The following is a 23,134-nucleotide window of genomic DNA, read 5'->3' on the forward strand; positions in this document are numbered from 1 at the left end:
CGAAGACTCCCGCCACCAGCGAGAGCAAGGGAGGGGCGGTGGATCACTTGACAGGCGGAGGCGCACGGTCCCCTCTCCAGGCTGAACACCCCGCCGGGTCGGCTGCACGAGCCAATGCCGGGCAGCCCACGCGGTCGCTGCACACGATCAAGGACGTGCACCATGAGCACACACGGCACCATTGGCCACGGCACCATTGGCGTACTCGGCGCAGGAGAAGTGGGACAGGCGGTCGCCGACAAGGCCGTCCGCCACGGTCATGACGTACTCATCGGCAACAGCCGGGGCCCCAGGACTCTCGAAGCCCTCGTGGGCAGGCTGGGGCCGAAGGCTCACGCGGTAACGGCCGAGGAGGCGGCGAAGCCGGAGATCGTCTTCCTCTCGGTGCCGTTCTTCGCCGTGCCGGAACTGACAGGCCTCACCACCTGGGCCGGGAAGACCGTCGTCGACACGACGAATCAGTTCGCAGCGGCCAACCCCTGGCGGGGGCGGTACGACGTCGGTGACCTTACAGGCAGCGAGTGGGTTGCCCGCCACCTTCCCGGAGCCCGGATCGTGAAGGCTCTCAACACCCTGTACGCCCCGTTCATCGCCGCGGACCCCCGGCATGCCGAAGGACGACAAGTGGCCTTCTACGCGGGCGACGACGCCGACGCGAAGGCGGCCGTGGCCGGCTTGCTGGACGAATTCGGATTCGCCGCCCTGGACCTTGGCGGTCTGCGGGAGGGCGGGCGCCTGATGCAGCTGGATGGTGCGCTCAGTGCAAAGCACCTGCTGCTGCAGGACGTGGGCTGACGCCCCCACACACTCCAGCGCGCAGGAGGAGCATCATGAACCGTCGTGTCGTCTACACCCGTGGCGGGTCGCCGGCCAGCGTCCTGACCGTCATCGAGGAGCCGGAGCCGACGCCCGGCACCGGTCAGGTCCTCATCCGCACCACAGCCTTCCCGGTGCACCCTGGTGATCTCCAGGCCGTTGAGGCCTACCCCGAGGAGGCGGCGGAGCCGGTTCCCGCCGGCGTGGAGGCCACCGGCGTGCTGGAGGCCATCGGTCCGGGAACACGCGTGGCGCCGGGCGTCACGGTCGGCGGCCGTGTAACGGTCTTCCCCCAGCCGGGGGCCTGGTCCCAGTGGGTCGTGGCGGATGCCGGGGCCGTCGTCGCCGTACCGGACGAGCTGTCGGACGAGGTCGCGGCGCAGATGCTGGTGAACCCGCTCACCACGGTGATGCTGCGCCGTGAGGCGCAGGAGCATCCGGCCTTCGGATACGACGGTCTTCTGGTGCAGACCGCCGCGGGCTCGTCGGTCGGGCGGCTGCTGACGGGCGTGTCCCTGGTGCACAAGCTGGCGCTCGTCAACATCGTCCGCAGCGACCGCGGTGCTGCCGAACTGCGCAAGCGATTCCCGGGCGTGCCGGTCGTGGCGACAGAGCATCCTGGCTGGGCGGACGAGATACGCCAAGCAGCCGACGGGCGCCCGGTCAGTGTGGCCCTTGACCCGATCGGCGGGAAGCTGTCGGAGAGCCTTCTGGACCTGTTGGCGCCCGGCGGGAAGCTGGTCAACTACGGGCAGATCGCCGAGGAGCCGATCTCGGTACATGCGTCGACGCTGCTGCACAAGTCGCTCACGCTACGGAGCAAGAGCATCGGCCGGTGGTTGTCCGAGGTCTCCGCGGAGAGGCGGGCATCCGACGTCGCCACCGCAAAGCTGATCGCGCTCGCGCTCAAGGACCAGTTCGACGTGGCCGCAACGTACGGCCTTGACGAGCTGGGCAGCGCCCTGGAGCATGCGGTACGGCCCGGCAAGATCGGCACCGTCCTCGTCCGCCCCTGGTAGCCGCCACTGCCTGTACAGGAGTCCTGGCGGCAGTCGGCAAGCCGCCGGCCAGAGCAGGGCGTTGATGCCCCGACGCCACACATGTCGTGCGCCTTCAGGGCCACCAGCCGTCGTCAGCGAGGCAGCGCAGAGGCGACCGATGGGGCTTCGCTGTTGTGACCCTCTGTGAACCTATGTGACACCTGGTCGGCTGCGCGCCGGTGACAGCCGTCTTGTGGCGCCGCAGCGACGATCAGGCACCGGTCGAGGACCTGGCACCCGGCGCATGCCCGTCCGTCGAAACGCGAGGAAGGAGCACCAAGGCCTGCTCTGCGGCCCCCTTGACGACCTCGGGAGTGGCTCCCGCCTTGCCCAGGGCCTCAAGCCCCCGGAGCACGGCAAGCAGGAGGCTGGCGAGGCTGTCCGCATCCGCCTCAGCGTCCAGAGAGCCTTCCGCTTGGGCCCGCGCGATGCAGTCCCGCAGCGCGCCATGCAGCCCGCGGACAACCGCGGCGATTCGCTCGGCAACGCCCTCATCAACGGCCGACAGTTCCGCTGCGATCTTGGCCATCATGCAGCCGCGCCGTTCCACGTCCCAGACGATGCCTTGGGCGATATTGCGTACATGCCGCTCCAGTACGGGCAGGGCCGGTCCGGGGCCGCCCAGAGCTGAGCGCCAGGCCTCCAGGGCGTCACTGTTGTAGCTGTCGAGAGCCCGCAGGAACAACGCGTGCTTGTCCCCGAACGCTCCATACAGACTTCCCCGGCCCAAGCCTGTTACAGCGCTCAGGTCGTCGATGGAGGTGCCGTTGTAGCCCACGGACCAGAACTGATCACGGGCAGCCCGCACAACCTCTTCTTCGTCAAACTGTCGAGGCCGAGCCATGGGGCAACTGTACGCCGCGCACAACAGCCGAGATCGCCGTCGGCGGCCTGCTCCAGTTCGACGGTGCGGTGGGCCGCGGGCCGGCGGCAGTACTCATGCCCGTGCTCCCGTGGACAGCCATGGCCAAGGGGACGGCGAGGGCGCTGCCGACATCGGGGACAGCGCGGCCGGGCCTCGAACGTGCGGGGCATGACGTTGTCGACGCGGCGTCCTGCCTCCGCTCCGGTCAACCGGCCTTCGGCCTGGAGCAAGGCGACGCGCCAGACACCCCAGGATCGCAGGGGGCAACGAGTGAAACGGTGGCAAGCAGGGGGCGCGTACGTGATCATCCCCGGCACCGGGGGCGTGGCGAACCCGGACTGGAGGGATTGCATTGCCCCTCCTCGCCGCACGAATGGCCCACCGCGCCACGCCTCCGAGGTGCTCGAAGTCATGAAGAAGCTGCACCGCGGCCACAGGTGGTCGGCAGCCCGGATCACGTTCGACCTGCCCCAGGCCGGAACGTCGATCAGCCGAAGGACCGTGAGCAGGCACCTGGCCAAGACCGGCGAAAGTCGAGGCGCATCCACCCTCGACGCCCCGGCCACGTCGGACGTCCGGCGTCGCAACTGATCCGGCGTCAAGATACGTCGGCCACCTCGTCATCACCCGGGAAGTCATCGACGGACAGGCCGGCGAGTAGCCCCGGAAGCCCGATCGCCAAAGGAGCCGGCACGTTGTGACAACAACCCTGCTTCCCAACACGACTGTCGCACCTCGGCTCACGTTGATCACGTGTGACCTGTTCGTATGTACCGCACCCCCCACAAAAAGAATGGCTGTTCTGTTAGTGTGCTTCACAAGCAGAATCTCGACTCGCTTTGTGGGGGGCGTGGTGCCGCGACTCACCGACGCGCGCAAGGAACTCCGGCGCGCCCAGATCACCGAGGCCGCCGTACGCTGCTTCGGGCGAAACGGCCTGGAGCGGACCTCGATCGCCGACATCACCGCCGAGTCCGGCCTCTCGACCGGCTCGATCTACGCCCACTACCAAAACAAGGCCGACCTGGTCCAAGCCGCCGCCCGCGAGGTGCTCGCCCGGCGCGCCGAGGTCCTCGGCCAGTACGCCGCCGACGACACCCCGCCCGACCCCGAGGAACTGCTGGCCCGGCTGATCGCCGACATCGACCTCGTCGACGCCCGGGTCGGCGTGCAGACCTGGGGCGAGGCGACCACCGACCCGGCCATCCGCGACATCGTCGTCGACATGACGGACGGGATGCGTGCGTTGCTGCACGACTGCGTCACCGCCTGGCTGGTCAAGGTCGAGCGCCACGAGCCGGCCGAGGCCCGGGAGCGCGCCACCCCGTTGGCCCACCGGATCTTGGCGCTCTACCTGGCCGAACTGCTGTACGCCGCCTTGCAATCACCGACCGAGGAGACAGCTTCATGACCGCCCTGACCGCTTCGTTCGCCGGCCGCACCGTTTTACGGGTCGGCTATGGCGCCTTACAGCTCGAACGTCTGCACGAGCGCCGCGGCGAGGCGGTCGAACTGCTGCGCCGCGCCGTCGAGTTGGGCGTCGACCACGTGGACACCGCCGAGTTCTACGGTTTCGGATTCGCCAACGACGTGATCCGCGAGGCGCTGCGCCCCGAGGACGGCGTCCTGGTGGTCACGAAGGTCGGCGCCGACCCCAACCCGGGCGGCCGGTTGCCACTGCGTCTGGCGCAGCGGCCCGAGCAGTTGCGCGCCAGCGTCGAGGACAACCTGCGCAGCCTCGGCGTCGACCAGCTCCCGGTGGTCAACCTCCGCCGCCTCGACTCCGGCCCCGGCCTGCGTCCCGAGGGCGACCAAGTGGTCGGGCTCGACGACCAGCTCGCGGTGATGACCGCCCTGCGCGACGAGGGCAAGCTCGGCGCGATCGGCCTGAGCAGCGTCACCCTCGACGGCCTGCGCCGTGCCCTGCCTGCGGGCATCGCCTGCGTGCAGAACGCGTACGGTCTCCTCTCCCGCGGCGACGAGGACATGCTGCAGCTGTGCGTGGCCGAGGGCATCGCCTGGGTGCCGTTCTTCCCGCTCGGCGGGGCCTTCCCGGGCCTGCCCAAGGTCACCGAGGAGCCGGTGGTGCACGCCGTGGCTGAGTCCCTGGGCGTCACACCCTCCCAGGTCGGCCTCGCCTGGCTACTGCACCACGCCCCAAACGTGCTGCTCATCCCCGGCACCGCCGACGCCGCCCATCTCGAGGACAACATGGCGGCCGGCAAGATCACCTTCGACGCCTCGACTCTCGCCACCCTCGATGCCATCGAGTCCCGATCCAACGAGGCCCCCATCGGCTGACGGGAACCAACGGCGGCCCCGACATTCTTCGATTCGTGGACCGTGACCTGACCGCGCCCGGCCCCGGCGAGGTTCGCGTCCGGGTTGCCGTGTCCGGGGTCAACCCGACGCGCGGGCAGGCCCGTTCCGGCGCCGCCCACCCCAAGCACTTCTCCGAGGTCACCCCGCACCTCGACGGCGCCGGCACGATCGACGCGGTCGGTGAGGGGATCGACCAGAGCCGGGTCGGCCGGCGGGTCCGGCTGTTCATGGCCACTGCCGGGCAGCCCACCGGCACCGCCGCCGAATTCACCGTCGTGCCCGCCGAGCGGGCCGTGCCGCTGCCCGACGGGGCCGGTTTCGACGTCGGCGCCTCACTCGGCGTCCCCGCGCTCACCGCGCACCGCGCACCGCGCGCTCACCGTCGTCGCGGGCGGGGCCGGGGCGGTCGGGCACGCGGTGATCCAGCTCGCCCGACGGGCCGACGCCACCGTGATCAGCACGATCAGCGTCCCTACGTGAGTCGTTCGGCAGTCGCGGCCAGTTCCCGCCAACTGGCGTGGCTTTTATCATGTGTTGAGGCCGTTTTTCGTCGACCGTGTGCCGGGCATCGTTGACGTGCCGGACCGTCCGGCGCGGCGGAAGCGACGAGGTGGCACAGATGGCTGACGTGAACCCGGAACCGATCGCGACCTTCTGCGGCGACTGCAACTGCGGTTGTCCCCAGCTCTTCCTGGACCCGGATGCTGCCGAGGACCGGCGAGTACGCATCACCGACGACTTCGAACAGCAGGTGCAGATGAGCGAGGAGCAGTTCGCCGACCTCGTCGCTCAGGCCAAGGTCGGCGCCCTGGACCGGCTCACCGTGGCGTCGGCCTGACGCCGGCACGACTCCCGTGAACGGCGACACCCTCACCGTCGGCGTCCTCCTCTTCGAGGGCGCCGAGGAACTCGACGTCGCCGGTCCTTGGGAGGTACTGGGTTTCTGGGCCGCCCACATCGCGTCGTCTCCGGTGCGGGTCCTGACCCTCGGGCACCGGGCGGGTGTGGTGCGGTGTGCCAAGGGGCTCGGCCTCGTCGCGGATCACGACCTGACCACGGCGCCAGCGCTCGATCTGCTGGTCCATCCCGGAGGTGACGGCACCCGCTCCCTGGTGAAGGACGAGCCGCACCTGGCCTGGCTGAGCGAACTGCACCGGCAGGGAACGGTCCTGGCGAGCGTGTGCACCGGCTCGCTCGTCCTTGCGGCCGCCGGTCTGCTGGCGGGCCGGTCGGCCACCACCCATCGCGACTACCTCGACAAGCTCGCGAGGATCGACAGCTCGGTCGACCTACGCGCCGGGCAGCGGTACGTCGACGACGTCGACATCGTGACCTCCGCCGGTGTGTCGGCCGGAATTGACATGGCGCTGCACCTCGTCGGCCGTTTCGGCGGGGCCGAGGAGAGCGAGCTGACCCGGAACGGAATCCAGTACGAGCCACACGGCGGGTGACGGCGCGTCACCGCTCCGCGGGCGCGGGCTCGGGCTCCTCGTCGAGGGCGAGTGGCTGGGCGGCAAATGTGATGCGGACGACGCCGTCGAGGTGTCGTTCCGTGGCGCCCCGTACGCCGAAGACGTCGCAGAGGAGGTCCGGTGTCAGGACCTCCAGTACGGGTCCCGCCGCCACCACCGCGCCCTCGTGGAGCACGACGAGATGGTCGCAGAGCCGGGCGGCCAGGTCGAGGTCGTGCAGGACCGCCAGCGTGGTGATCCCTGTACTACGGATCAGATCCAGGAGTTCGAACCGGGCGCGGATGTCGAGGTGGTTGGTGAGTTCGTCCAGGACCAGGAGCCGGGGTCGTTGGGCGAGGGCGCGGGCCAGCAGGACGCGCTGGCGTTCGCCGCCGGAGAGGGTGGCATAGTCGCGGTCCGCGAAAAGGCCGACTCCGCAGCGCTCGACCGCCTCGGCCACGGCCTCACGGTCCTCGGCGCCGTCCCGGCCCATCAGCCCGTGGTGGGGCGTACGTCCCAGGGCGACGATCTCGGTCACCGTGAGCCCGGTCGTGGTGCCGGCGTCCTGAAGGACGGCCGCCGTGCGGCGGGCGGCGGTGCGCGCGGACAGCTCCCAAACGTCGTCGCCGCCCACCCTCACCACGCCGTCGGCCGGGCGTAGCGAGCGGTAGACCGTGCGGAGCAGGGTGGACTTGCCGCTGCCGTTGGGACCCACGAGCCCGACGATGTCGCCCTTGGCGGCCTCCAGGTGGACATCGCGGAGGATCTGCTTGCGGTCCAGGGTGATGTGGAGCTGGTCCACGGTCAGTTTCATACGCCGTCCAGGCTCCTCATACGGTGTCCAGGCCCTCCATGCGGTGACCAGCCCTTCATACGGTGTCCAGGCCCTTGTTGCGGCGCAGCAGCCACAGAAAGAACGGGGCGCCGAGCAGAGCGGTGAGGATGCCCAGCGGCAGTTCGTTGGGGCGACTGACGGTGCGGGAGAGCAGGTCGACGAGGACGAGGTAAATGGCGCCCAGGAGTGCGGTCAGGGGCAGCAGTCTGCGGTGGTCCGCGCCCGTGGTGAGGCGGACCAGGTGGGGAATCATCAGGCCGACGAAGCCGACGCCGCCGGCGACTGCGATGACCGTTCCGGTGAGCAGCGCGCTGATCACCAGCAGGACGGCGCGCAGCCGGTTGACGTCCACACCGAGCGCGGTCGCGGACTCGTCGCCGGCCAGCAGGGCGTTGAGCCGCCGTCCGAACAGGGTCAGTACGACTGTGCTCGTCAGAACCACCACCGTGACCGTGGGGAGTTGGCTCCACTGGGCGCCGGCCACGCTGCCGAGCATCCAGAACATCACCGTCCGCAGCTCGGTGGGCGTCGCCAGCAGCTGGACGAAGCTCGTCACCGACAGCAGTACATAGCCGACCGCGACCCCCGCCAGCACCAGCCGGGTCGGGGCCAGCCGGCCCTGGCGTTGTCCCAGGGCGAAGACCAGGGCCCCGGCCGCGAGGGCGCCGACGAACGCCGCGCCGGACACGCCGAGACCACCCAGCCCGCCGAGCGCCACACCGCCCAGGGTGATGACCAGCACGGCGCCCAGGGAGGCACCGTAGGAGAAGCCCAGGACGACCGGATCGGCGAGCGGGTTGGAGACCAGGGTCTGGAGCACCGCCCCGGCGACGGCCAGGCCCGCGCCGACCAGGGCGGCCAGGGCGACGCGGGGTGCCCGGAAGGTCCACACGATCTGGTCCAGCGCCGGGTCTGCGGTGGCTGCCCGGCCGGTGACGTGGCGCAGGAGGACTCCCCACACATCCGCCACCGGGATGTTCACCGCACCGATGCTCACCGCCGCCACCATCACGGCGACGAGGACGACCAGCAGGCCGGCGACCGCCAGCGGCAGCCGCAGGCGGCTCGGGATCGGACTCGGGCTCAGAACTTGTCGGGGTGAAGCATCCTGGCGACCTTCTCGACGGCCAGGTCGTTGCTGGGGCCGAGGTACATCGAGTCGGACAGGGCCACGTACTTGTTGTTCTTCGCGGCCGGCCACTGGGGGAACTCCTTCAGCAGTTTCTTGGCGTAGGCCGCCGGGTTCGGGTCGTTGTAGCCGATGACGACCAGCGCGTCGACGTCGGTGGCGGCCACCTTCTCCTTGCTCAGGTCGGCGAAGGAGGTCTTGGACGCCGACGCGAAGGCGTTGTTGCCGCCGGCCTTGGCGAGGATGTCGTTGTAGATGCCCTTGGCGACGACCGAGCTGAAGTCGTTGCCGCCCATGGCCATGTTGGAGAACAGGATCATGACCTTGGGCTGCTTCTCGCCCTTCACCTTCGCGGAGACGTCGGCGATGTTCTTCTCCGACGCGGCGATCAGCTTCTCCGCGCGGTCACTGACGTCGAAGATCTTGCCCATGTCGCGCAGCAGCGTGTAGCTGTCGGCGATGGTCATCTTGGAGGTGTCCTGATCGCAGCCCTGCGGGGAGACGTAGGTGCCCGCGCCCACCTGCTTGAGCTGGTCGCGGGTCGCGAAGCCGTTCTTCTCGTCGAAGCCGTACGAAGTCGTGGACAGCACCAGGTCCGGCCGCAGCCCGATCATCGCCTCGCGCGGGATGTCGTAGGCGTCATTGAGCTTGACGTTGCCGGTCGGCAGGGCCTTGATGGCCTTGGCGCGGCCCGCCAGCTCGGACATCCCGTAGCTCTGCTGGTTGGCGGCGATGCGGTCGCCGACGCCGAGGGAGAGCAGCGTGGAGACCTCGGCCACCGAGGCGCCGTTCATCACGACCACCCGGCTGGGCTCCTTGGTGAACTTCTCGGACACCCCGCAGTTCTGGAGGGTCGCCGGGTAGCCGGACTTCGCGGCGGCGGCGGACGCCTTGCCGCCGGTGTCGGCGCCCTTGTCGGTCGACGAGTCGGCGCATGCCGTCGTGACGAGACAGAGGGCGCCGGCCAGGGCGACGGCGACCGGCCGTTTCTTCGACATGCTGGCTCCTTGTTGCGCGGTGCTCGTGAGGCGACGGGTTCTGTTGCAGTAGTCGGGGGGTGGAGGCCCTGAGTTCCCGGGCATGCCCAACTACCTTGCGGGAGTGGCGGGATGAATCCGCTTTCCGGCCGGGGCGGGCAGGGTTCCGGTGGTGACGCAGTGGTCGAGGTAGCGAAAGACGAGGTCGCGGTCGACGGGCGGGCAGGTGATGCCGCTGCCGCGCAGACCGTTCACGACGTTGTCGGCGCGGACGTGACCCAGGCGCAGATCGGGCCCGGTGGCGTCGTCGGTGTCCGCGTCCCAGGAGTCGAAGAAGGCGAGCGTCGTCGCCGCCACACCGGAGGCACCGCAGTCACCGCAGTCACCGCAGTCATTGGAGTGAGTGGAGTGACTGGAGTCATCGAAGGAGCACGGCAGTTCGGCACGCCACTGGGCCAGCGGCATACGCCGCAGCGAGTAGCCGTACTCCTCCAGCCAGTCGTAGACGTCATCCAGCCTCACCAGGCCGGCGGCGGCGTGGTTGAAGACGGTCACGCCCGACGGGCGCTGTCCGAGGCAGAGGTGGACGAGGGCCCGGGCGACGTGGTCGACGGGTGTCCAGGTCTCCTCCTCGAACAGGTCGGGGACGATGCCCGCGGGAACCCCCGCGCGCAGCACGCTCCAAAGGAAGTCCCGCTCGTTCACGTAACCGGTGGCGTACGGGCCGACGATCCGGCCGAGCCGGTGCACGGTGACCGGCAGGCCCCTCTCCGCGGCCTGTTCCAGCAGGCACTCGGCCGCCCACTTCGACTGCTGGTAGCCGTAGCGCAGTCCGGGGTGAGGGGGGAGGAACGCCTCCGGTACCTCCGGGGCGAGGCCGAGGGGCGGGGCGACGGAGAGGGTCGACACGAAGTGCAGGGGAATCGAGCGCACAGCCGCCATGCGCAGCAGGTCGCGGGTGGACTCGGTGTTGGCGGCGCGGAGGGTGGCGTACTCGCGCATGATGCTCACGGTCGCCGCGTTGTGGAAGATCGCGCCGCAGGTGCGGGTGAGTTCGGCGAAGAGCGCCTCGTCCAGGCCGAGGAGGGGGCGGGCGAGGTCCGCGGGGACTGCCGTGACGCGTCGGCGCGCCGCGTCCGGGAGGTGGATCAGGTGGGTTTCCAGTGCCTGGTGGATGCGGACGGTGGCCTCGGCGGGGCTCGCGGCGCGGACCGGGCAGACGACCGCCGCGCCCGTGCTCTTCAGAAGCTCGGCCAGCAGGTGTACGCCCACGAAGCCGGTGGCGCCGGTGAGCAGGATTCTGTCCGGTGTGCCGGTCACCCGGGGACCGTCGCCGGGGCGGACGTCCGGATCGAGGACGGTGTCGGCGAACAGGACCGCCGGAAGGCCGGAAGCGGCCGGGCGAGGCCGTTCCTTCTGTTCCTGCTGCTCCTTCTGCTCCTGTTGCTCCTGTTGCTCCTGTTGCTCCAGGAAAATCGCCAGTTCGGCGGCGGTCGGGTGCTGGAAGAGCCAGGCGACCTTCACGTCACGGTGCAGTTCGACGCCGAGGCGGTTGGCGACCTGGATGGCCTGGAGCGAGTGGGCCCCCAGGTCGAACACGTCGTCCCGCGAGGAGACGGCGGCCACGCCGAGCGCCTGTTGCCAGACGGCGGCGATGGTGCGCTCCAGGGTGCTGTCGGAAGAGGCCGCCTGCACATCGGGGGCGGGTGCCGTCGTGGCGAGCGCGTTCCTGTCGATCTTCCCTGAGCTCGTCCGGGGCAGGCGGTCACGGAACTCGACGGCCGACGGGATCATCGCCGCGGGCAGCGTCCTGCGGAGGTGGTCCCTGAGCAGGGCCACGGCCGGGGCGGGCCCGTCCGGGACGACGTACGCGACCAGGCGCCGCGTCCCGTCTGCCAGCACCTGCCCGACGACAGCCGCGCCACGGACTCCTGGGTGACCGAGGAGGGCGCCCTCGACCTCGGCCGGGTGCACACGGTGTCCGCTGATCTTGAACTCGGTGTCCGACCGGCCCAGGTAGCGGAGTTGCCCGTCGTCGCCGATCCGTACCAGGTCGCCTGTGCGGTAGGCGCGGGGCGCTCCAGGGAGCCGGACGAGAGGGGCGAAGCGGGAGGTGTCCGGTGGCCGGTCTCCGCGGTAGCCGAGGGCCAGGTTGTCGCCCAGGAGGTGGAGTTCGCCGTCGACGACCGCGGCTCGGGTGCCGGGCAGGGGCAGCCCGATCGGGACGTCGCCCGGGGCGAGCGAGGGGTTGTGGAGGTCGGCGACGGTGGCGACCACGGTGGCCTCGGTCGGCCCGTAGGTGTTGAGCAGCCGGACCGACGTGCCGACGGCCCTGCGCCAGCGGTCGACCCGTTCGGGGAGGGCCGCCTCACCGCCGATGACGACGGTGTGTACGTCGGCGGGCAGAGTGACGGCGCCGGTCGAGAGGGCGTAGGCCAGTTCGTGCCAGTAGGCCGTGGGCAGGTCGAGGAAGCTGATCCGCAGCCGTGCGCAGGCGTCCAGGAACCCGGGGACCGATTCGGTCATGTCGTCACTGCGGACGACGAGCGTGGCGCCCCTGCACAGCGTGAGGAAGATTTCCTCGACGCTGGTGTCGAAGTGCAGGGGGGCGAAATGCAGGAGGCGGTCCCGATGGTGAAGGCCGTAGCGGTGCGTGGCGCCGGCGACGAAGTGCGCGAGGGCGCGGTGGCCGATCTCGACGCCCTTGGGGCGCCCCGTGGAGCCCGAGGTGTGGAGGACGTAGGCGAGGTCCTCCGGCGTCGTCGGTGCCGCCGGACGGGCCGCCGCAAACTCGGGCTCCGGCCGGTCGTATCGCAGAACGACCCGGTCCCCGAAGCCGTCGGCGTCGGCGTCGGCGCTGGTGGTGACGACCAGGACCGGTCGGGCGTCGTCCAGCAGTTCCGCCCTGCGGGCCTGGGGCGCCGCCGCGTCGAGCGGGCAGTAGGCGGCACCGGAGAGCAGGACGCCAAGGACGGCGGTGATCGCGTCGATGCCGCGCGGCAGGGCGACGGCCACCAGGTCGCCGTGGCCGACCCGGCGGGCGGCCAGTCGGCGGGCGAGCGCACGTGCCGACCCGAAGAGTTGGGCATACGTGATGCTGTTGCCGTCGTGCTCGACGGCGACGGATCCGCCGCGCCGGGCGGCGTGGCCGGCGATCAGATCGAGAACGGGGCGCACGGGGCCGGGCAGCGGTCCACCGTCCAGGACCGGGACGGGCTCGCGCGCACGCGGATCGCCGAGCGCCCGGTCGGGGGCGGCGACGGCCTCCCTGAGCAGGGACAGCAGTCCCTCCTGGAGTGCGGCGACATCCGCCTCGTCGTAGAGGTCGGGATTGGCGTCCACGGCGATCCGCAGTCCCCCGCCCTCGGAACGGTCGTAGACGTTGACCGACAGGTCGTCGACGGGGCCCGCGGAGACGTTGTGCACCGTGCTGCGGTGGCCGGCGAACCGCAGGTCGTACTCGAAGGGCATGATGTTGACGCCAGGACCGGACAGTCTGCGCTGTCCGCCGACGAGCTTGAGGTCGCGCCGCAGTTGTTCGTAGCGGTAGCGCTGGTGCGGCAGTCCGGCGCGGAGCTCGCGGGAGATCCGGGTGGCGAGGTCGCGCAGGCTGTCCGAAGCGGTGACCGCGACGCGCAGGGGCAGGATGTTGCGCACCATGCAGGGAACGCGCAGCGATACGGAGCCCAGGCGTCCCATCGCCGGCAGGCTGAGGACGATCTCAGGTGCGCCGGTCACGTGGTGCAGCTGGGCCACGGTCACGGCCAACAGCACCTCGGACCAGGTGAGTTCGAGGTCCCGGGCGACGGCGCGCAGGGCCTTCGTCTGCGTCGCGTCGAGGTCCGCCACGCGCCGGTGGAACGTGCGCGCGGGCAGCGCCGTACGGCCGGCGGGTGTCGCCACGGGCGGCCGGTCCGCGAACCGGTCCGCCCAGTAGGCGCGGGCCTTGGCGAAGCGCGGCGACTCCCGGTAGGCGCGTTCCTCGTCCCGCACCGAGGCCAGGGTGCCGAAACCGCTGTCCTCCACCTGCTCGCCCGCCGTCAGGGCCGTGTAGACCTGGGCGACCCGACGGGCGACCAGCGAAAGGCCGAAGCCGTCGAGGGCGATGTGGTGCACGCGGTGGTACCAGAGGTACTGCTCCGGTGCGGTGCGCAGCAGGGCGTGGCCGAAGACGGGGCCGCGCGTGAGGTCGACGGGACGGCCCATGTCCTCGTCCATCCAGGCTCGGGCCGCCGCGTGCGGATCGGGCTCGGCGGTGAGGTCTGCCGTGTGCAGGCGCCATTCGCCGGCCGGGGCGTCCGTCTGCCAGGGGCGGCCCTGGCCGTCGACGACGAAGGCGACGTTCAGGGCCTCCGTCTCCGCGACCACGTGGTGCAGGGCCGTGTCGAAGACGGCCATGTCCACCGGTCCGTCGATGAGCACATACTCGGCCGTGTTGTACGCGGGACTGTCCGGGTCGAGCTGCTGGCCGGTCCAGATGCCTTCCTGGGCGGCCAGCAACGGATGACGCCGCGCTGTGTCATTCAGGTCGCTGTCATGCGTCGGCATGGTCCGCTCCCCTCTGGCCTGCGGAGACCAACTGCCACCACTGGGCGAACGAGGTGCACTCGGCGAGTTCGACGAAGGTCACCTCCGCGCCGGTCTCCCGCCACCGTTCGAGGAGGGTGACGATCCGCAGGGAGTCCAGTCCGGCGTCCATGGGGTTCTCTTCGAGGTCGACTTCGTCGGGCCGCTGGTACAGGAACTCCGCCAGGTCCGCGCGGAAGCCCTCCAGCGTGAGGGGAGCAGGCATGTCGTTCTCTCTCGATCGGGCCTGGTGGAAGGTCAGTTGACCTTGCGTGCGGAGTCGCCCCAGAAGCGGTCGCGCAGCTCTCGGCGCAGGATCTTTCCGCTGGGGTTGCGCGGGACGGTGTCGATGAACTCGTAGCGGGCGGGCAGCTTGAAGCTCGCGAGCCGCGGGACGAGGAAGGTGTGCAGGTCCCGGGGGCTGGGCGGCTGCCCGGGCGCGGGGACGACGAAGGCGTGCACGTACTCGCCCCAGCGTTCGTCGGGGGCGCCGACGACGACGGCCTCCGCCACGCCGGGGTGGTGCTCCAGTGCGTTCTCGATCTCGGCGGGGTAGACGTTCTCGCCTGCGACGAGGATGGCGTCCTTGATGCGGTCGCGGATGAAGATGTAGCCGTCCTCGTCGATGTATCCGGCGTCCCCGGTGTGGATCCAGCCGTCGACGAGGGTCTCGGCGGTCTTGTCGGGCAGTCCCCAGTACTCGACCATGTGGGCCGGCGTGGCCAGGCAGACCTCCCCGACGGCGCCCGGCGGAAGTTCGCGCCCCTCGCCGTCGATCACCTTGCTGCCCACCCCCGGATACGGCCGCCCGGCCGCCTGCATGAGGGAACCGCCGGGGACATGGGCGGCCGGGGGCAGGCAGACGGCGGTGTTGCCGGTCTCGGTGAGGCCGTAGATCTGGGCGAACTCGCAGTCGAGAACGGCGAGGCTCTCCTCCAGCAGTGCCTCGGAGATGGGGGAGCCGCCGTAGACGGTCTTGCGCAGGGTGGTGAAGTCCTTGGCGCCGACGCCGGGTTCGGTCAGCATCATGCGGAGCATGGCCGGGACGACGCAGGCGGTGGTGATGCCGAGGTCGCGGATGAGGTCGACGGCCTGGCGGGCGGCGAAGGTTCGCATCGCGACGATCGTGGTTCCGGCGTTGAAGTTCTGCGTGGCCCACCACAGTCCGCCGATGTGGAATCCAGGGATACCGATCAGCGCGATGTCACCGGCGCGCCAGTCGATCCAGTCCAGCCCCTCGCTCGCCAGCGCGTCGCGGATCGCGAACAAGCTGCGGTGGGCGAGCACGACGCCCTTCGGCAGTCCGGTGGTGCCGCTGGTGTAGAGCTGGGCGACGGGGGTGTCGGGGGTGACGTGCAGCGTCGGGTCGGTGTCGGGGTGGGATGCCTTCCAGACGGCGAACGGCTCTCCGAGCTCGACGACCGTTTCGGGGGGAGCGGTCGGCATCTTCTCGACGATCGGCCCGAACTCCCCCTCCAGGAAGAGCAGTCGGGTCCCGGAGTCCCCCAGGATGTGGCTGACCTCGGGCGCGGTGAGTCGCCAGTTGACGGGTACGAGCACGGTCCCGCTCTTGGCACAGCCGAAGAGGATCTCGTAGTAGTGCTCGGACTCCTTGCCGAGGTACGCGACCCGGTCACCCGGCGTGAGTCCGGCGGCCTGGATGGCGTGGGCGATGCGGTTGCTCTCGCGGTGCAGTTGCTCGTACGTCACCGTGAGGCCCTCGAAGAGAACCGCGGGGGTCGTGGGCTGGTGGTGTGCGTGGAAGCTCGTGGTCTGGACGAGCGTCTGGAGCTCCGGGTGGTGGAGCCTGTCCATGGGCATGGGGGTCTCCGTCCTCTCTTGCCGCTGGGTGGGGTGGCAGGGGGCGCGTCAGGGGACGTCGACGAACGCCAGGATCGCCTCGCCGTCGCACCGGCCCGAGTCGGCGTCCCAGTAGCGGAAGGCGGTCTCGGCATGGAGGAACGGGCTGCCGCCTGCCGGGGCGCGCCGGGTGACGGACCGGAATTCCATCTCCCCGGAGAATGCACGGGGGTTGACGGGCCGCCGGAAGTTGGAGGCGAAGCGGGCGATCAGGATGTCCGGGAGCTGGTGCTTCCAGAAGTCGTCCAGCGTCCAGGATTCGAACCCTGTCCCCAGCCCTTCCTTCACGGACTTGGCGACCAGGTAATACATCATCTGGTTGTAGCAGATGTTCACCTCGACGGAATTCAGATGGCCAGTGTCGTCGATGTAGCACGACTCCGGAATCGCGAATTGGCAGCGGGCGACGGCTCGTCCGGCGTCGCTCTCGGTCACGACCGCCGAGCGCAGGTATTTGCAGTGGTCCTTGTAGGGCACCAGAACCTGCGCCAACAGGACCTCGTCCGTGGGGTGCTGGGCCATGGAGGGGGCCGTCATGCCGCCTTGATCCCGTCATGGAGCCTGCGCTCGTCGTGCACGGTGACGCGGTAGGAGACGGTCGGCTCGGGGGTGGTCGTGTGCCGGGCGCGGTGGATGAGGCTGCGGTTGTCCCAGACCAGCAGGTCACCCTGTTCGAAGCTCTGCAAATGGATGCTGTCGTGCTGGAAGGTCTGGTCGAGCTGGCCGGTGGCCTCGAACAGGCGCGCAAGCAGCTCGTCGTCGAGCGGCTTGCCGTCCTGGTCCTCGATGCCGACGGTGAAGCCCTCGCTGATGTAGAGGACCGTCTCTCCGGTCATGGGGTGCGTGAACGTGGTCGGCTGGAGGACGGCCGGGGTCTTCCGCTCCACCTCTTCGATGATCTCGGAGATGGGCCGGTAGACGTCGTGGGGCCGGATCTTGAAGTATTTGCGCACCGAGTGCCGGCAGTACGTTCCGCCGATCTCCTTCTTGAGTTCCTCGGGCAGCCTGTTGTAGGCCCGCCCCATGTCGATGAAGTACGTGCCCCGGCTCTTCTCGGGAATGACCTGGGGGTAGATCAGGGTGATTCCGAAGGGATCCGGCATGAACTGGTAGTCGGCGTGCCAGAACTTACCGGTCTTCGGTACGCCTATCTGCTTTCCGTTCTCCGGCACGTTCGAGGAGACGAATATCTCCGTGACCTCCGGGTGGTGGTACATCGGCTCGTAGTAGGTCTCCGGACGTCCCAGCCGCTTGCCGAGTTCAAGGAACTCCTGGGGAGAGAGGTCCTGGCCCTTCAGGACGGCGATCTTCTTGGTGTAGACGGTGCTCTTGAGCGCGTCGATGTCGGCGGCCGAGGCGGTGGTGTGGTCGAAGCCCTCGACCGTCGCGCCGATGGCGGTGCCGGGCTGTTCCTTGATGTACATGGGAGCTGCCTTTCGTGGAGTGGGGAGGGGAGGGGAGGGGAGAGCGGAGGAGGTCAGACGGCCGCTCGACGGGCGTCGACGAGTCCGGCGAGTTCGCCGAGGGTGAGGTCGGGCCGGAGTTCGTCGTCGCCGACGGCCACACCGAGGTCGCGCTCGATGCGGATGCTGATCTCGACCATCGTCAGCGAGTCGACGTCCAGTTCGGCGAAGGTCGCCTCGGGGCTGATCCGGTCGGCCGGGGCGCCATGCAGCCTCGCGAGGATCTCGACCAACTGGTCGTAGGTGGTGCTCATGACGTCGTCCGTTCTCCTTGGTCGTACGGATGGGCCGGTTCGTCGTACGGATGGGCCGGTTGGTCATGCAGATGGGACGGTCGGTCGTACAGATGGGCCGACGCGGGGAGCGTGGGCCAGGTCAGGAGGCAGGAGCCCCAGGTGAGGCCGCCTCCGAAGGCGGTGAGGAGCAGCCGGTCGCCGGGGCGGAGCGCCTGGCGGGCAGCCGCGTCGGCGAGGGCGAGCGGGATGGACGCGGCGCCCGTGTTGCCGACGGACTCGACATGGGTCACACACCGCTCGCGAGGGAGACCGAGGTCGTCGGCCACCGAGTGCAGGATCCGCAGATTGGCCTGGTGGGGTACGAAGTGGTCGACGTCGTCGATCTTCCAGCCGGCCCGGAACAGCGTGGCGCGCGCCGACTCGGCCATGCGCGTCACGGCGTGGCGGTAGACCTCCTTGCCCCGCATGGCGAAGTGCCGGTCCTGGCGGCAGGGTTCGCCCGGTCGGGAGCGCTGTCGGGAGCCGCCGGCCGCGACCGTGATCAGGTCCTCGTGGGCGCCGTCGCTGCCGAGGTCGAAGTGGCCGACCGCGCCGGGCTCGTCGGGGTGTCCGGCGCGCAGGACGACGGCTCCCGCGCCGTCGCCGAAGAGGATCGCGTTGGCCCGGTCGAGGGGATCGACGATCGTGGAGTAGGTGTCCGCCCCGATGAGCAGGACCCGTTCGGCCACGCCGGCCGCGATGAGCCCGGCGGCCGAGGCGAGGCCGTAGACGAACCCGGTGCACACGGCGCTGATGTCGAAGGCGGCCGCCCCCGTCAGACCGAGCCGTGCGGCGACCGCGGGCGCAGTGGCCGGGCAGCTGTGGTCCGGGGTCGTCGTGGCGACGACGACGGCGTCGACCCTGTCCGTCGCGGCGCAGGCGAGCGCTCTGCGGCCGGCTTCGACGGCCAGGTCGGACGTCGACTGTCCGGGGTCGACGACGTGCCGTCGGCGGATCCCGGTACGGGTGCGGATCCATGCGTCGTCGGTGTCGAGCCGTCGCGCGAGGTGCTCGTTGGTCACCAATCGGGACGGCACCCATCCGGCCAGCCCGCACAGGACGGCGGCCGGAGGAGCGTAAGAACCGGCGGCGGTAGGGGACATGGGGATTCTCCTGGCATGACGGAGGACGGGCCCAAGGGCCCGGACACGGAAACGGGAGGCGAAGGGAGTGTCTAAGGACTGGTGCTGGTGGTCCTGCGAAGGGCGAGGAGGGCGAGCGCGCCGCAGCCGATGCCGCCCGCTATCGCGAACACGGCGGTACGGATGCCGGCGAGGAGCCCGGGCCCGGAGGCGTTCTGCCCGACGCCACCCGCGACCGCGACCAGTACGGCGAGGCCCACCGCACCGCCCACCTGCAGGGTGGTCGAAGCCAGTCCAGAGGCGATGCCCTGGTCACCGGGGGCCACCCCGGCGGACGCGGCGATCCACATCCCCGTCCACGCGGCTCCCTGGCCGAGGCCCAGCAGCACGATTCCCGGCAGAAGGCTGGGATACGAGCCGTCCGAGGTGAGGGCCAGGCCGAGTGCCGCGGCTCCGGCGGCGCCCAGCGTCATGCCGCCCACCAGCATGCGGCGCATGCCGAAGGCGGACACGGCCCGTTCGCCGGCCTGCGTACCGACGGCCACCACCACGGCGGGCACGAGGAACGCGAGCCCGGTCGCGACCGCGCGGTACCCGTGGACCGTCTGGAAGTAGAGCGTCAGGAAGTACGGCACCGAGCTGAACGTCGCGCTGAACAGGGCGGTCACCCCCATCGCCGCGAGCAGGCCGCGGTGGGCGAACAGCCGTGCCGGTACGAGCGGATCACGGGACCGCCTCTCCACGACGGCGAAGAGCGTCAGCAGGCAGACCGACAGCACCGCGCTCGCGAGGGCCGCGGACGTGTCCCAGCCCTCCGCGGGTGCCTGCACCAGCAGAAACACCAGGAGCGTGATCCCGCCCGTCGCAGTCAGCGCACCCGCCACGTCGAAGTGCCGTGAGCGGTCCCACGGACCGTCCGCGGGGAAGAGCAACCGCCCTGCCACCGCGAGGGCTCCCGCCACGGGCACGTTGACGAAGAACACCGACGGCCAGCCGAACGCCTCCACCAGGACCCCGCCGAGGAGGGACCCGAAGCAGAGCCCGCCGGCTCCCGCTGCACCCCACACCGCCAAGGCCCGGTTCCGGTCGGGCCCTTCGTCGTACAGGGTGGTGATCAGGGACAGCGTCGCAGGAAACAGCAGGGAGCCGCCGATGCCCTGGACCGCCCTGACGGCGACCAGGATGCCGGGCGCCTGGGCCAGGCCGCCCACGAGGGACGACCCCGCGTACAGCAGCGCCGCGACGACGAACATCCGACGCCGGCCGAGCAGGTCGGCGGCCCGGCCTCCCAGCAGCAGGAAGCCTCCACTGGCCACGACGTAGGCGCTCACCACCCACTGCAGGTCGTGGTCGGAGAATCCCAGCCCGGCGCCGATGTCGGGCAGGGCGACGTACACGATGTTGTAGTCGAGCGAGATGACGAGCTGCCCCAACGCCAGAACAAGCAGAGGGAGTCCGATCGACTTTCGGAGCGGAGCCTTTGCCGACTCTGCCGTGGACATCATCGATCACCTCCCTCGGGATCACAGTATTTGGAATTCCCGCGGAATGAATTTCCGGCAGACCGACGGTTTTCCGTCACCGTAGCAGCCCGATTCGGACTTGGGAATGGGCAACTTCTCGACGCTCATTGCGTATTCATGGAATATCAGGGCAGCACTGGGAACCGGCAGTCGGAAGCTGCCGGGTCGACGAGAACAGGTAATTCTCCAAAACGAATTCTTTACCCCCGCGTCAGTCCTCCCCCATGAGCCGACGGATCTCGGTGATGAGGGCGACCAGCGCCCGGCGCTCCGGAACGGTGGTCTCCGGATGCCAGAGGTCGATGAGCAGGCAAGTCCGAGGGCCTGTGCCCGCGTTGCGGGCCTCGTGCTCGAAGGAGTAGTCGAAGAGCAGGCACTTGCCCTCTTGCCAGGAACGCGTCTCCCCGGCGACCGTGATGCTGCACCCGTCGGGGATGTCCACCGCGAGATGCAGGTTGATACTGAAGTTCCACAGGTCACAATGGGGTTCGATGACTGCGCCCGGCAACAGAGTGGAGAAATGACATTCCAGGAGAGGGCATATCTTTCCCGTGGCAACGGCGACGTCTTTCAGCACCCGATAAGCGGTGGGAGTCGAGGCGGCCGCATCTTCGACGAGACTTCCGTCACGGAAGAGGTAGAGGGCCTGCCAGTTCTCCTGGCGTGTCAGATAGTGCTCGTAGTCCGAGAACACCTCCCGCCGTACCGCCCATGCGGTATTCAACTCCTTCTTGATCGCGTGATGACCGGCCTCCAGTTCATGGACGACGGGGGCCAGTTCGGGGTAGGCGTACGGGTCGTGCCAGGGAGTGGCAGAGAGCCCCGGCATGATCCACTTGGCTGCTCTCTGCAGCGGATGTCGTTCACTCCCACCCGGCTCCAGCATCTGCTCGACCCGAGCGATCGATTCCGTACCGAACTCGCCTCTGATCGCGGCGAAGGCGCTCTCTATCTCTGGCGTCATGCGGTTCTCCGGAGTTCGCCGGCCGGGTCACGGGGATGCGGTCGACGTCCGCAGACCGTTCCCCGGCGCTCGAACGTCACGATCGCCGCCGTGTACATGGCGGCAGCGCTTCGCAACTCGCCTTCCAGCAGACGTCTGCGTTCCACGTGTGCCGAACCACCTTCGCCCGAAGTTCCGCGCTTCGACCTGCCGACCTCACGCGGTGGTCAGCGGGTGTCGAGCTGCGCTGTCGAACTAGTAGTCGGTCGCGGGTGGGCTCGAGTTCCCGCGTTCTCCGGGCCGATTTCCCTTGCTCCGGTGACACTTGACGACCCCTCAAGAGCCCCCGGGGCGGATTGACGAACGGCTAGTCGCGCCGACGGGCCTCCGCCGCACCGCGGCCTCCGCGGTGCGGCGGCCGTGGGCCCGAGACCGCCGAATTCACCAACAGGTGGAGCAACCCGCTCAGCACCAGCCCCGCGGCACAGCCCACCAGGGCTCCTGGGACACCCTTCACGACGAAACCCAGCCAGGCGTAACCGCCCGCCAGCACGGCCAGGGTGGCAACGCCCAGGGGCCAGGCCCCGCCGATCCTCGTCCAGCGGTGTTCAAACCGGGTGGTCTCCTGTTCCCAAGGCCAACCCCGCGGCGCCCCTTCCCTCGGCTCTCGCGCGAGACCCCGCACGTGATCACCCCTCCCCCACCGCGGTTTGCGCAGTTCCGCAACCACGTTCGATCCGGGCTCCGGAGGGGTCCTTCCCTGTCGCCAAAGGGCGGAACCGGTCAGCTCGATGGGAGCCGGGAACCAGCGGGGAGCGCGCCCCGACCTCTGACGTATGGAGCCGAGAAGCCAGAGGTCAGGGCCGCCCTGATGCCGGGACGGGTGCCGGTGTCCCCCGCTCGCGGTGGACACCGGCACCCATTTCGTCACGCGGCGACGACGGCAGGGACGCGCGGCTCCTCGGCCTCGACCAGGAGTTCGACGAGGGTCGCCCGGGCTCGTGCCACCCGCGAGCGGATCGTCCCGATGGGACAGCCGCTGGCCTCGGCGGCCTCCTCGTAAGGAAGTCCCGTCAGCTGGGTGAGGACGAACGCCTCACGGCGCTCGGGGGGCAGCGCGTCCAGCAGGTCGAGCAGCGCCACACCGTCGTCGAACCCGGGCAGACCGCTCGGCTGGGCCCGCTCGGCCCACATCGTCCAGTCGTCCGTGTCGGCCAGCCGGGGCCGCGTGGCGGCGTACCGCCAGTTGTCGACCACCGTGCGACGCGCGATGGACAGCAGCCACGTACGCGCCGAAGAGCGCCCCTCGAACCGGTGCAGGCTGCCGAGCGCCCGCAGGAACGTGTCCTGCGTCAGATCGTCGGCGAGCTGGCGGTCGGAGGAGAGGTACGTGATGTAGCGGACGACGTCGGGGTGCAGGGCCCGCACGAAGCGGTCGACGGCGTCGGGGTCACCGGCGCGGGCGGCAAGGGCCCAGGCGGTGGCCGGATCGTCGGGCGATGCCGTCGCGCCGGGCTGATCCGCCGCCTTGTGCCCCGCGTCGCGCTTCTCTCGCGACGCGGGGACGACAGGAGTGATCACCTGATGTCCTTCTCGGTTGTCCGGGATCCGGCACCGCGACACGGCGGCACGCGCGACCGCGCGCTGGTACGCCGCCGGGCGTGAGTTCGCCGCTGCGGAAACGCCCCGGGACGGGAGGTGGGATGGGGCCGTACGACGTGAACGGCCCGTGCCCGAAGCCCTGGCACCGGCAACGCGGCACCTATGGGGACGGCTTCGGGAAACCAGCTGTCTCAGGCGACAGCGATCCCGGCCGGAGGCCCCCGAGAAATGATCGTGTGCGCGAGCGGCAGCCGCGGCACTCGCTCCGAACGTTCGCGCGTCGGCCGCAGGCGCGGCCCACGCGGCGGGGCGGGCCGCGCGGGCGACAGCCGCCCCGCGGGGAGTTATAAACATAAGAACCTGGCGCCCGAGTGGTGAGGGTAGG

At 69.9% G+C, this 23,134-nt stretch carries 22 protein-coding genes; 8 read left to right on the forward strand and 14 right to left on the reverse strand.

The features are described from left to right. The first annotated feature begins 162 nt into the window (after positions 1-162). Both ACFVWD_RS44450 and ACFVWD_RS44455 read left to right on the forward strand, forming a co-directional pair. Positions 163-795 carry an NADPH-dependent F420 reductase gene (locus ACFVWD_RS44450; protein WP_389603767.1) on the forward strand — a complete coding sequence of 211 codons (633 nt, stop codon included), beginning with the start codon at positions 163-165 and terminating at the stop codon, positions 793-795. Positions 796-830: 35 nt separating this feature from the next. Then, on the forward strand, positions 831-1,835 hold the full coding sequence (locus tag ACFVWD_RS44455; protein ID WP_389603768.1) for a zinc-binding dehydrogenase: 1,005 nt from the start codon (positions 831-833) through the stop codon (positions 1,833-1,835). Positions 1,836-2,067: 232 nt separating this feature from the next. On the opposite strand, the gene ACFVWD_RS44460 is transcribed toward ACFVWD_RS44455, so the two are convergent. Beyond that, on the reverse strand, positions 2,068-2,700 hold the full coding sequence (locus tag ACFVWD_RS44460; protein ID WP_389603770.1) for a TetR/AcrR family transcriptional regulator: 633 nt from the start codon (positions 2,698-2,700) through the stop codon (positions 2,068-2,070). 432 nt (positions 2,701-3,132) lie between these two features. Here ACFVWD_RS44460 and ACFVWD_RS44465 point away from each other — a divergent pair, with 432 nt between their 5' ends. The 6 genes from ACFVWD_RS44465 (at position 3,133) to ACFVWD_RS44490 (ending at position 6,494) form a co-directional block, all read left to right on the forward strand. Beyond that, positions 3,133-3,312: a hypothetical protein gene (locus ACFVWD_RS44465; RefSeq protein WP_389603772.1), complete on the forward strand. Its 180-nt coding sequence runs from the start codon at positions 3,133-3,135 to the stop codon at positions 3,310-3,312. Positions 3,313-3,574: 262 nt separating this feature from the next. Next, the gene (locus ACFVWD_RS44470; RefSeq protein WP_389603773.1) at positions 3,575-4,132 is read left to right on the forward strand and encodes a TetR/AcrR family transcriptional regulator; all 558 of its coding nucleotides are present in this window, start codon (positions 3,575-3,577) and stop codon (positions 4,130-4,132) included. Beyond that, positions 4,129-5,022, forward strand: coding sequence for an aldo/keto reductase (locus ACFVWD_RS44475; protein ID WP_389603774.1), 894 nt, complete (start codon positions 4,129-4,131; stop codon positions 5,020-5,022). The genes ACFVWD_RS44470 and ACFVWD_RS44475 overlap by 4 nt, the downstream gene beginning before the upstream one ends. 35 nt (positions 5,023-5,057) lie before the next feature. Further along, positions 5,058-5,618 carry an alcohol dehydrogenase catalytic domain-containing protein gene (locus ACFVWD_RS44480; RefSeq protein WP_389603776.1) on the forward strand — a complete coding sequence of 187 codons (561 nt, stop codon included), beginning with the start codon at positions 5,058-5,060 and terminating at the stop codon, positions 5,616-5,618. Between the two features lie 44 nt (positions 5,619-5,662). After that, positions 5,663-5,881 carry a hypothetical protein gene (locus ACFVWD_RS44485; protein ID WP_389603778.1) on the forward strand — a complete coding sequence of 73 codons (219 nt, stop codon included), beginning with the start codon at positions 5,663-5,665 and terminating at the stop codon, positions 5,879-5,881. Between the two features lie 16 nt (positions 5,882-5,897). Further along, positions 5,898-6,494, forward strand: a complete 597-nt coding sequence (locus tag ACFVWD_RS44490) for a DJ-1/PfpI family protein (protein WP_389603780.1) — start codon at positions 5,898-5,900, stop codon at positions 6,492-6,494. Positions 6,495-6,501: 7 nt separating this feature from the next. Here the strand turns inward: ACFVWD_RS44490 and ACFVWD_RS44495 are convergent, their stop codons facing one another. From ACFVWD_RS44495 to ACFVWD_RS44555, 13 genes are all read right to left on the reverse strand, one after another. Then, positions 6,502-7,308, reverse strand: coding sequence for an ABC transporter ATP-binding protein (locus ACFVWD_RS44495; protein ID WP_389603781.1), 807 nt, complete (start codon positions 7,306-7,308; stop codon positions 6,502-6,504). Positions 7,309-7,363: 55 nt separating this feature from the next. Then, positions 7,364-8,338, reverse strand: coding sequence for a FecCD family ABC transporter permease (locus tag ACFVWD_RS44500; protein ID WP_389603783.1), 975 nt, complete (start codon positions 8,336-8,338; stop codon positions 7,364-7,366). A 74-nt stretch (positions 8,339-8,412) separates the two neighbouring features. Continuing rightward, positions 8,413-9,456, reverse strand: a complete 1,044-nt coding sequence (locus ACFVWD_RS44505) for an ABC transporter substrate-binding protein (protein WP_389603785.1) — start codon at positions 9,454-9,456, stop codon at positions 8,413-8,415. A gap of 90 nt (positions 9,457-9,546) precedes the next feature. Continuing rightward, a complete protein-coding gene (locus tag ACFVWD_RS44510) occupies positions 9,547-13,983 on the reverse strand; it encodes an amino acid adenylation domain-containing protein (RefSeq protein ID WP_389603787.1) in 4,437 nt (1,478 codons plus the stop codon). Beyond that, on the reverse strand, positions 13,970-14,227 hold the full coding sequence (locus ACFVWD_RS44515; protein ID WP_389603789.1) for a phosphopantetheine-binding protein: 258 nt from the start codon (positions 14,225-14,227) through the stop codon (positions 13,970-13,972). Before ACFVWD_RS44515 ends, ACFVWD_RS44510 begins: the two co-directional genes overlap by 14 nt. A gap of 32 nt (positions 14,228-14,259) precedes the next feature. Further along, complete coding sequence (locus ACFVWD_RS44520; protein WP_389603790.1) at positions 14,260-15,822, reverse strand: fatty acid--CoA ligase; 1,563 nt, start codon at positions 15,820-15,822, stop codon at positions 14,260-14,262. A gap of 48 nt (positions 15,823-15,870) precedes the next feature. Then, a complete protein-coding gene (locus ACFVWD_RS44525; protein ID WP_389603792.1) occupies positions 15,871-16,398 on the reverse strand; it encodes an FcoT family thioesterase in 528 nt (175 codons plus the stop codon). Continuing rightward, complete coding sequence (locus ACFVWD_RS44530; protein ID WP_389603794.1) at positions 16,395-17,285, reverse strand: TauD/TfdA dioxygenase family protein; 891 nt, start codon at positions 17,283-17,285, stop codon at positions 16,395-16,397. The genes ACFVWD_RS44525 and ACFVWD_RS44530 overlap by 4 nt, the downstream gene beginning before the upstream one ends. Positions 17,286-17,338: 53 nt before the next feature. Beyond that, entirely contained in the window at positions 17,339-17,578 is a 240-nt protein-coding gene (locus ACFVWD_RS44535) for an acyl carrier protein (protein ID WP_389603796.1), read from the reverse strand. After that, positions 17,575-18,702 carry a beta-ketoacyl-ACP synthase III gene (locus ACFVWD_RS44540; RefSeq protein WP_389603797.1) on the reverse strand — a complete coding sequence of 376 codons (1,128 nt, stop codon included), beginning with the start codon at positions 18,700-18,702 and terminating at the stop codon, positions 17,575-17,577. The genes ACFVWD_RS44535 and ACFVWD_RS44540 overlap by 4 nt, the downstream gene beginning before the upstream one ends. A gap of 71 nt (positions 18,703-18,773) precedes the next feature. Continuing rightward, a complete protein-coding gene (locus ACFVWD_RS44545; protein ID WP_389603799.1) occupies positions 18,774-20,186 on the reverse strand; it encodes an MFS transporter in 1,413 nt (470 codons plus the stop codon). Between the two features lie 229 nt (positions 20,187-20,415). After that, the gene (locus tag ACFVWD_RS44550) at positions 20,416-21,168 is read right to left on the reverse strand and encodes an aspartyl/asparaginyl beta-hydroxylase domain-containing protein (protein WP_389603800.1); all 753 of its coding nucleotides are present in this window, start codon (positions 21,166-21,168) and stop codon (positions 20,416-20,418) included. 906 nt (positions 21,169-22,074) lie between these two features. Further along, positions 22,075-22,728, reverse strand: a complete 654-nt coding sequence (locus tag ACFVWD_RS44555; RefSeq protein WP_389603801.1) for a sigma-70 family RNA polymerase sigma factor — start codon at positions 22,726-22,728, stop codon at positions 22,075-22,077. Positions 22,729-23,134 lie beyond the last annotated feature (406 nt).

It is taken from the genome of Streptomyces sp. NPDC058086 (genome assembly GCF_042885015.1).
Classification (GTDB): Bacteria; Actinomycetota; Actinomycetes; order Streptomycetales; family Streptomycetaceae; genus Streptomyces.

Coding starts and splice junctions, on each gene's coding strand:
- ACFVWD_RS44450 (WP_389603767.1), top strand. CDS start 163: ATGAGCACACACGGCACCATTGGCCACGGCACCATTGGCGTACTCGGC.
- ACFVWD_RS44455 (WP_389603768.1), top strand. CDS start 831: ATGAACCGTCGTGTCGTCTACACCCGTGGCGGGTCGCCGGCCAGCGTC.
- ACFVWD_RS44460 (WP_389603770.1), bottom strand. CDS start 2,700: ATGGCTCGGCCTCGACAGTTTGACGAAGAAGAGGTTGTGCGGGCTGCC.
- ACFVWD_RS44465 (WP_389603772.1), top strand. CDS start 3,133: ATGAAGAAGCTGCACCGCGGCCACAGGTGGTCGGCAGCCCGGATCACG.
- ACFVWD_RS44475 (WP_389603774.1), top strand. CDS start 4,129: ATGACCGCCCTGACCGCTTCGTTCGCCGGCCGCACCGTTTTACGGGTC.
- ACFVWD_RS44485 (WP_389603778.1), top strand. CDS start 5,663: ATGGCTGACGTGAACCCGGAACCGATCGCGACCTTCTGCGGCGACTGC.
- ACFVWD_RS44495 (WP_389603781.1), bottom strand. CDS start 7,308: ATGAAACTGACCGTGGACCAGCTCCACATCACCCTGGACCGCAAGCAG.
- ACFVWD_RS44500 (WP_389603783.1), bottom strand. CDS start 8,338: ATGGTGGCGGCGGTGAGCATCGGTGCGGTGAACATCCCGGTGGCGGAT.
- ACFVWD_RS44505 (WP_389603785.1), bottom strand. CDS start 9,456: ATGTCGAAGAAACGGCCGGTCGCCGTCGCCCTGGCCGGCGCCCTCTGT.
- ACFVWD_RS44510 (WP_389603787.1), bottom strand. CDS start 13,983: ATGCCGACGCATGACAGCGACCTGAATGACACAGCGCGGCGTCATCCG.
- ACFVWD_RS44515 (WP_389603789.1), bottom strand. CDS start 14,227: ATGCCTGCTCCCCTCACGCTGGAGGGCTTCCGCGCGGACCTGGCGGAG.
- ACFVWD_RS44520 (WP_389603790.1), bottom strand. CDS start 15,822: ATGCCCATGGACAGGCTCCACCACCCGGAGCTCCAGACGCTCGTCCAG.
- ACFVWD_RS44525 (WP_389603792.1), bottom strand. CDS start 16,398: ATGACGGCCCCCTCCATGGCCCAGCACCCCACGGACGAGGTCCTGTTG.
- ACFVWD_RS44530 (WP_389603794.1), bottom strand. CDS start 17,285: ATGTACATCAAGGAACAGCCCGGCACCGCCATCGGCGCGACGGTCGAG.
- ACFVWD_RS44535 (WP_389603796.1), bottom strand. CDS start 17,578: ATGAGCACCACCTACGACCAGTTGGTCGAGATCCTCGCGAGGCTGCAT.
- ACFVWD_RS44540 (WP_389603797.1), bottom strand. CDS start 18,702: ATGTCCCCTACCGCCGCCGGTTCTTACGCTCCTCCGGCCGCCGTCCTG.
- ACFVWD_RS44545 (WP_389603799.1), bottom strand. CDS start 20,186: ATGATGTCCACGGCAGAGTCGGCAAAGGCTCCGCTCCGAAAGTCGATC.
- ACFVWD_RS44550 (WP_389603800.1), bottom strand. CDS start 21,168: ATGACGCCAGAGATAGAGAGCGCCTTCGCCGCGATCAGAGGCGAGTTC.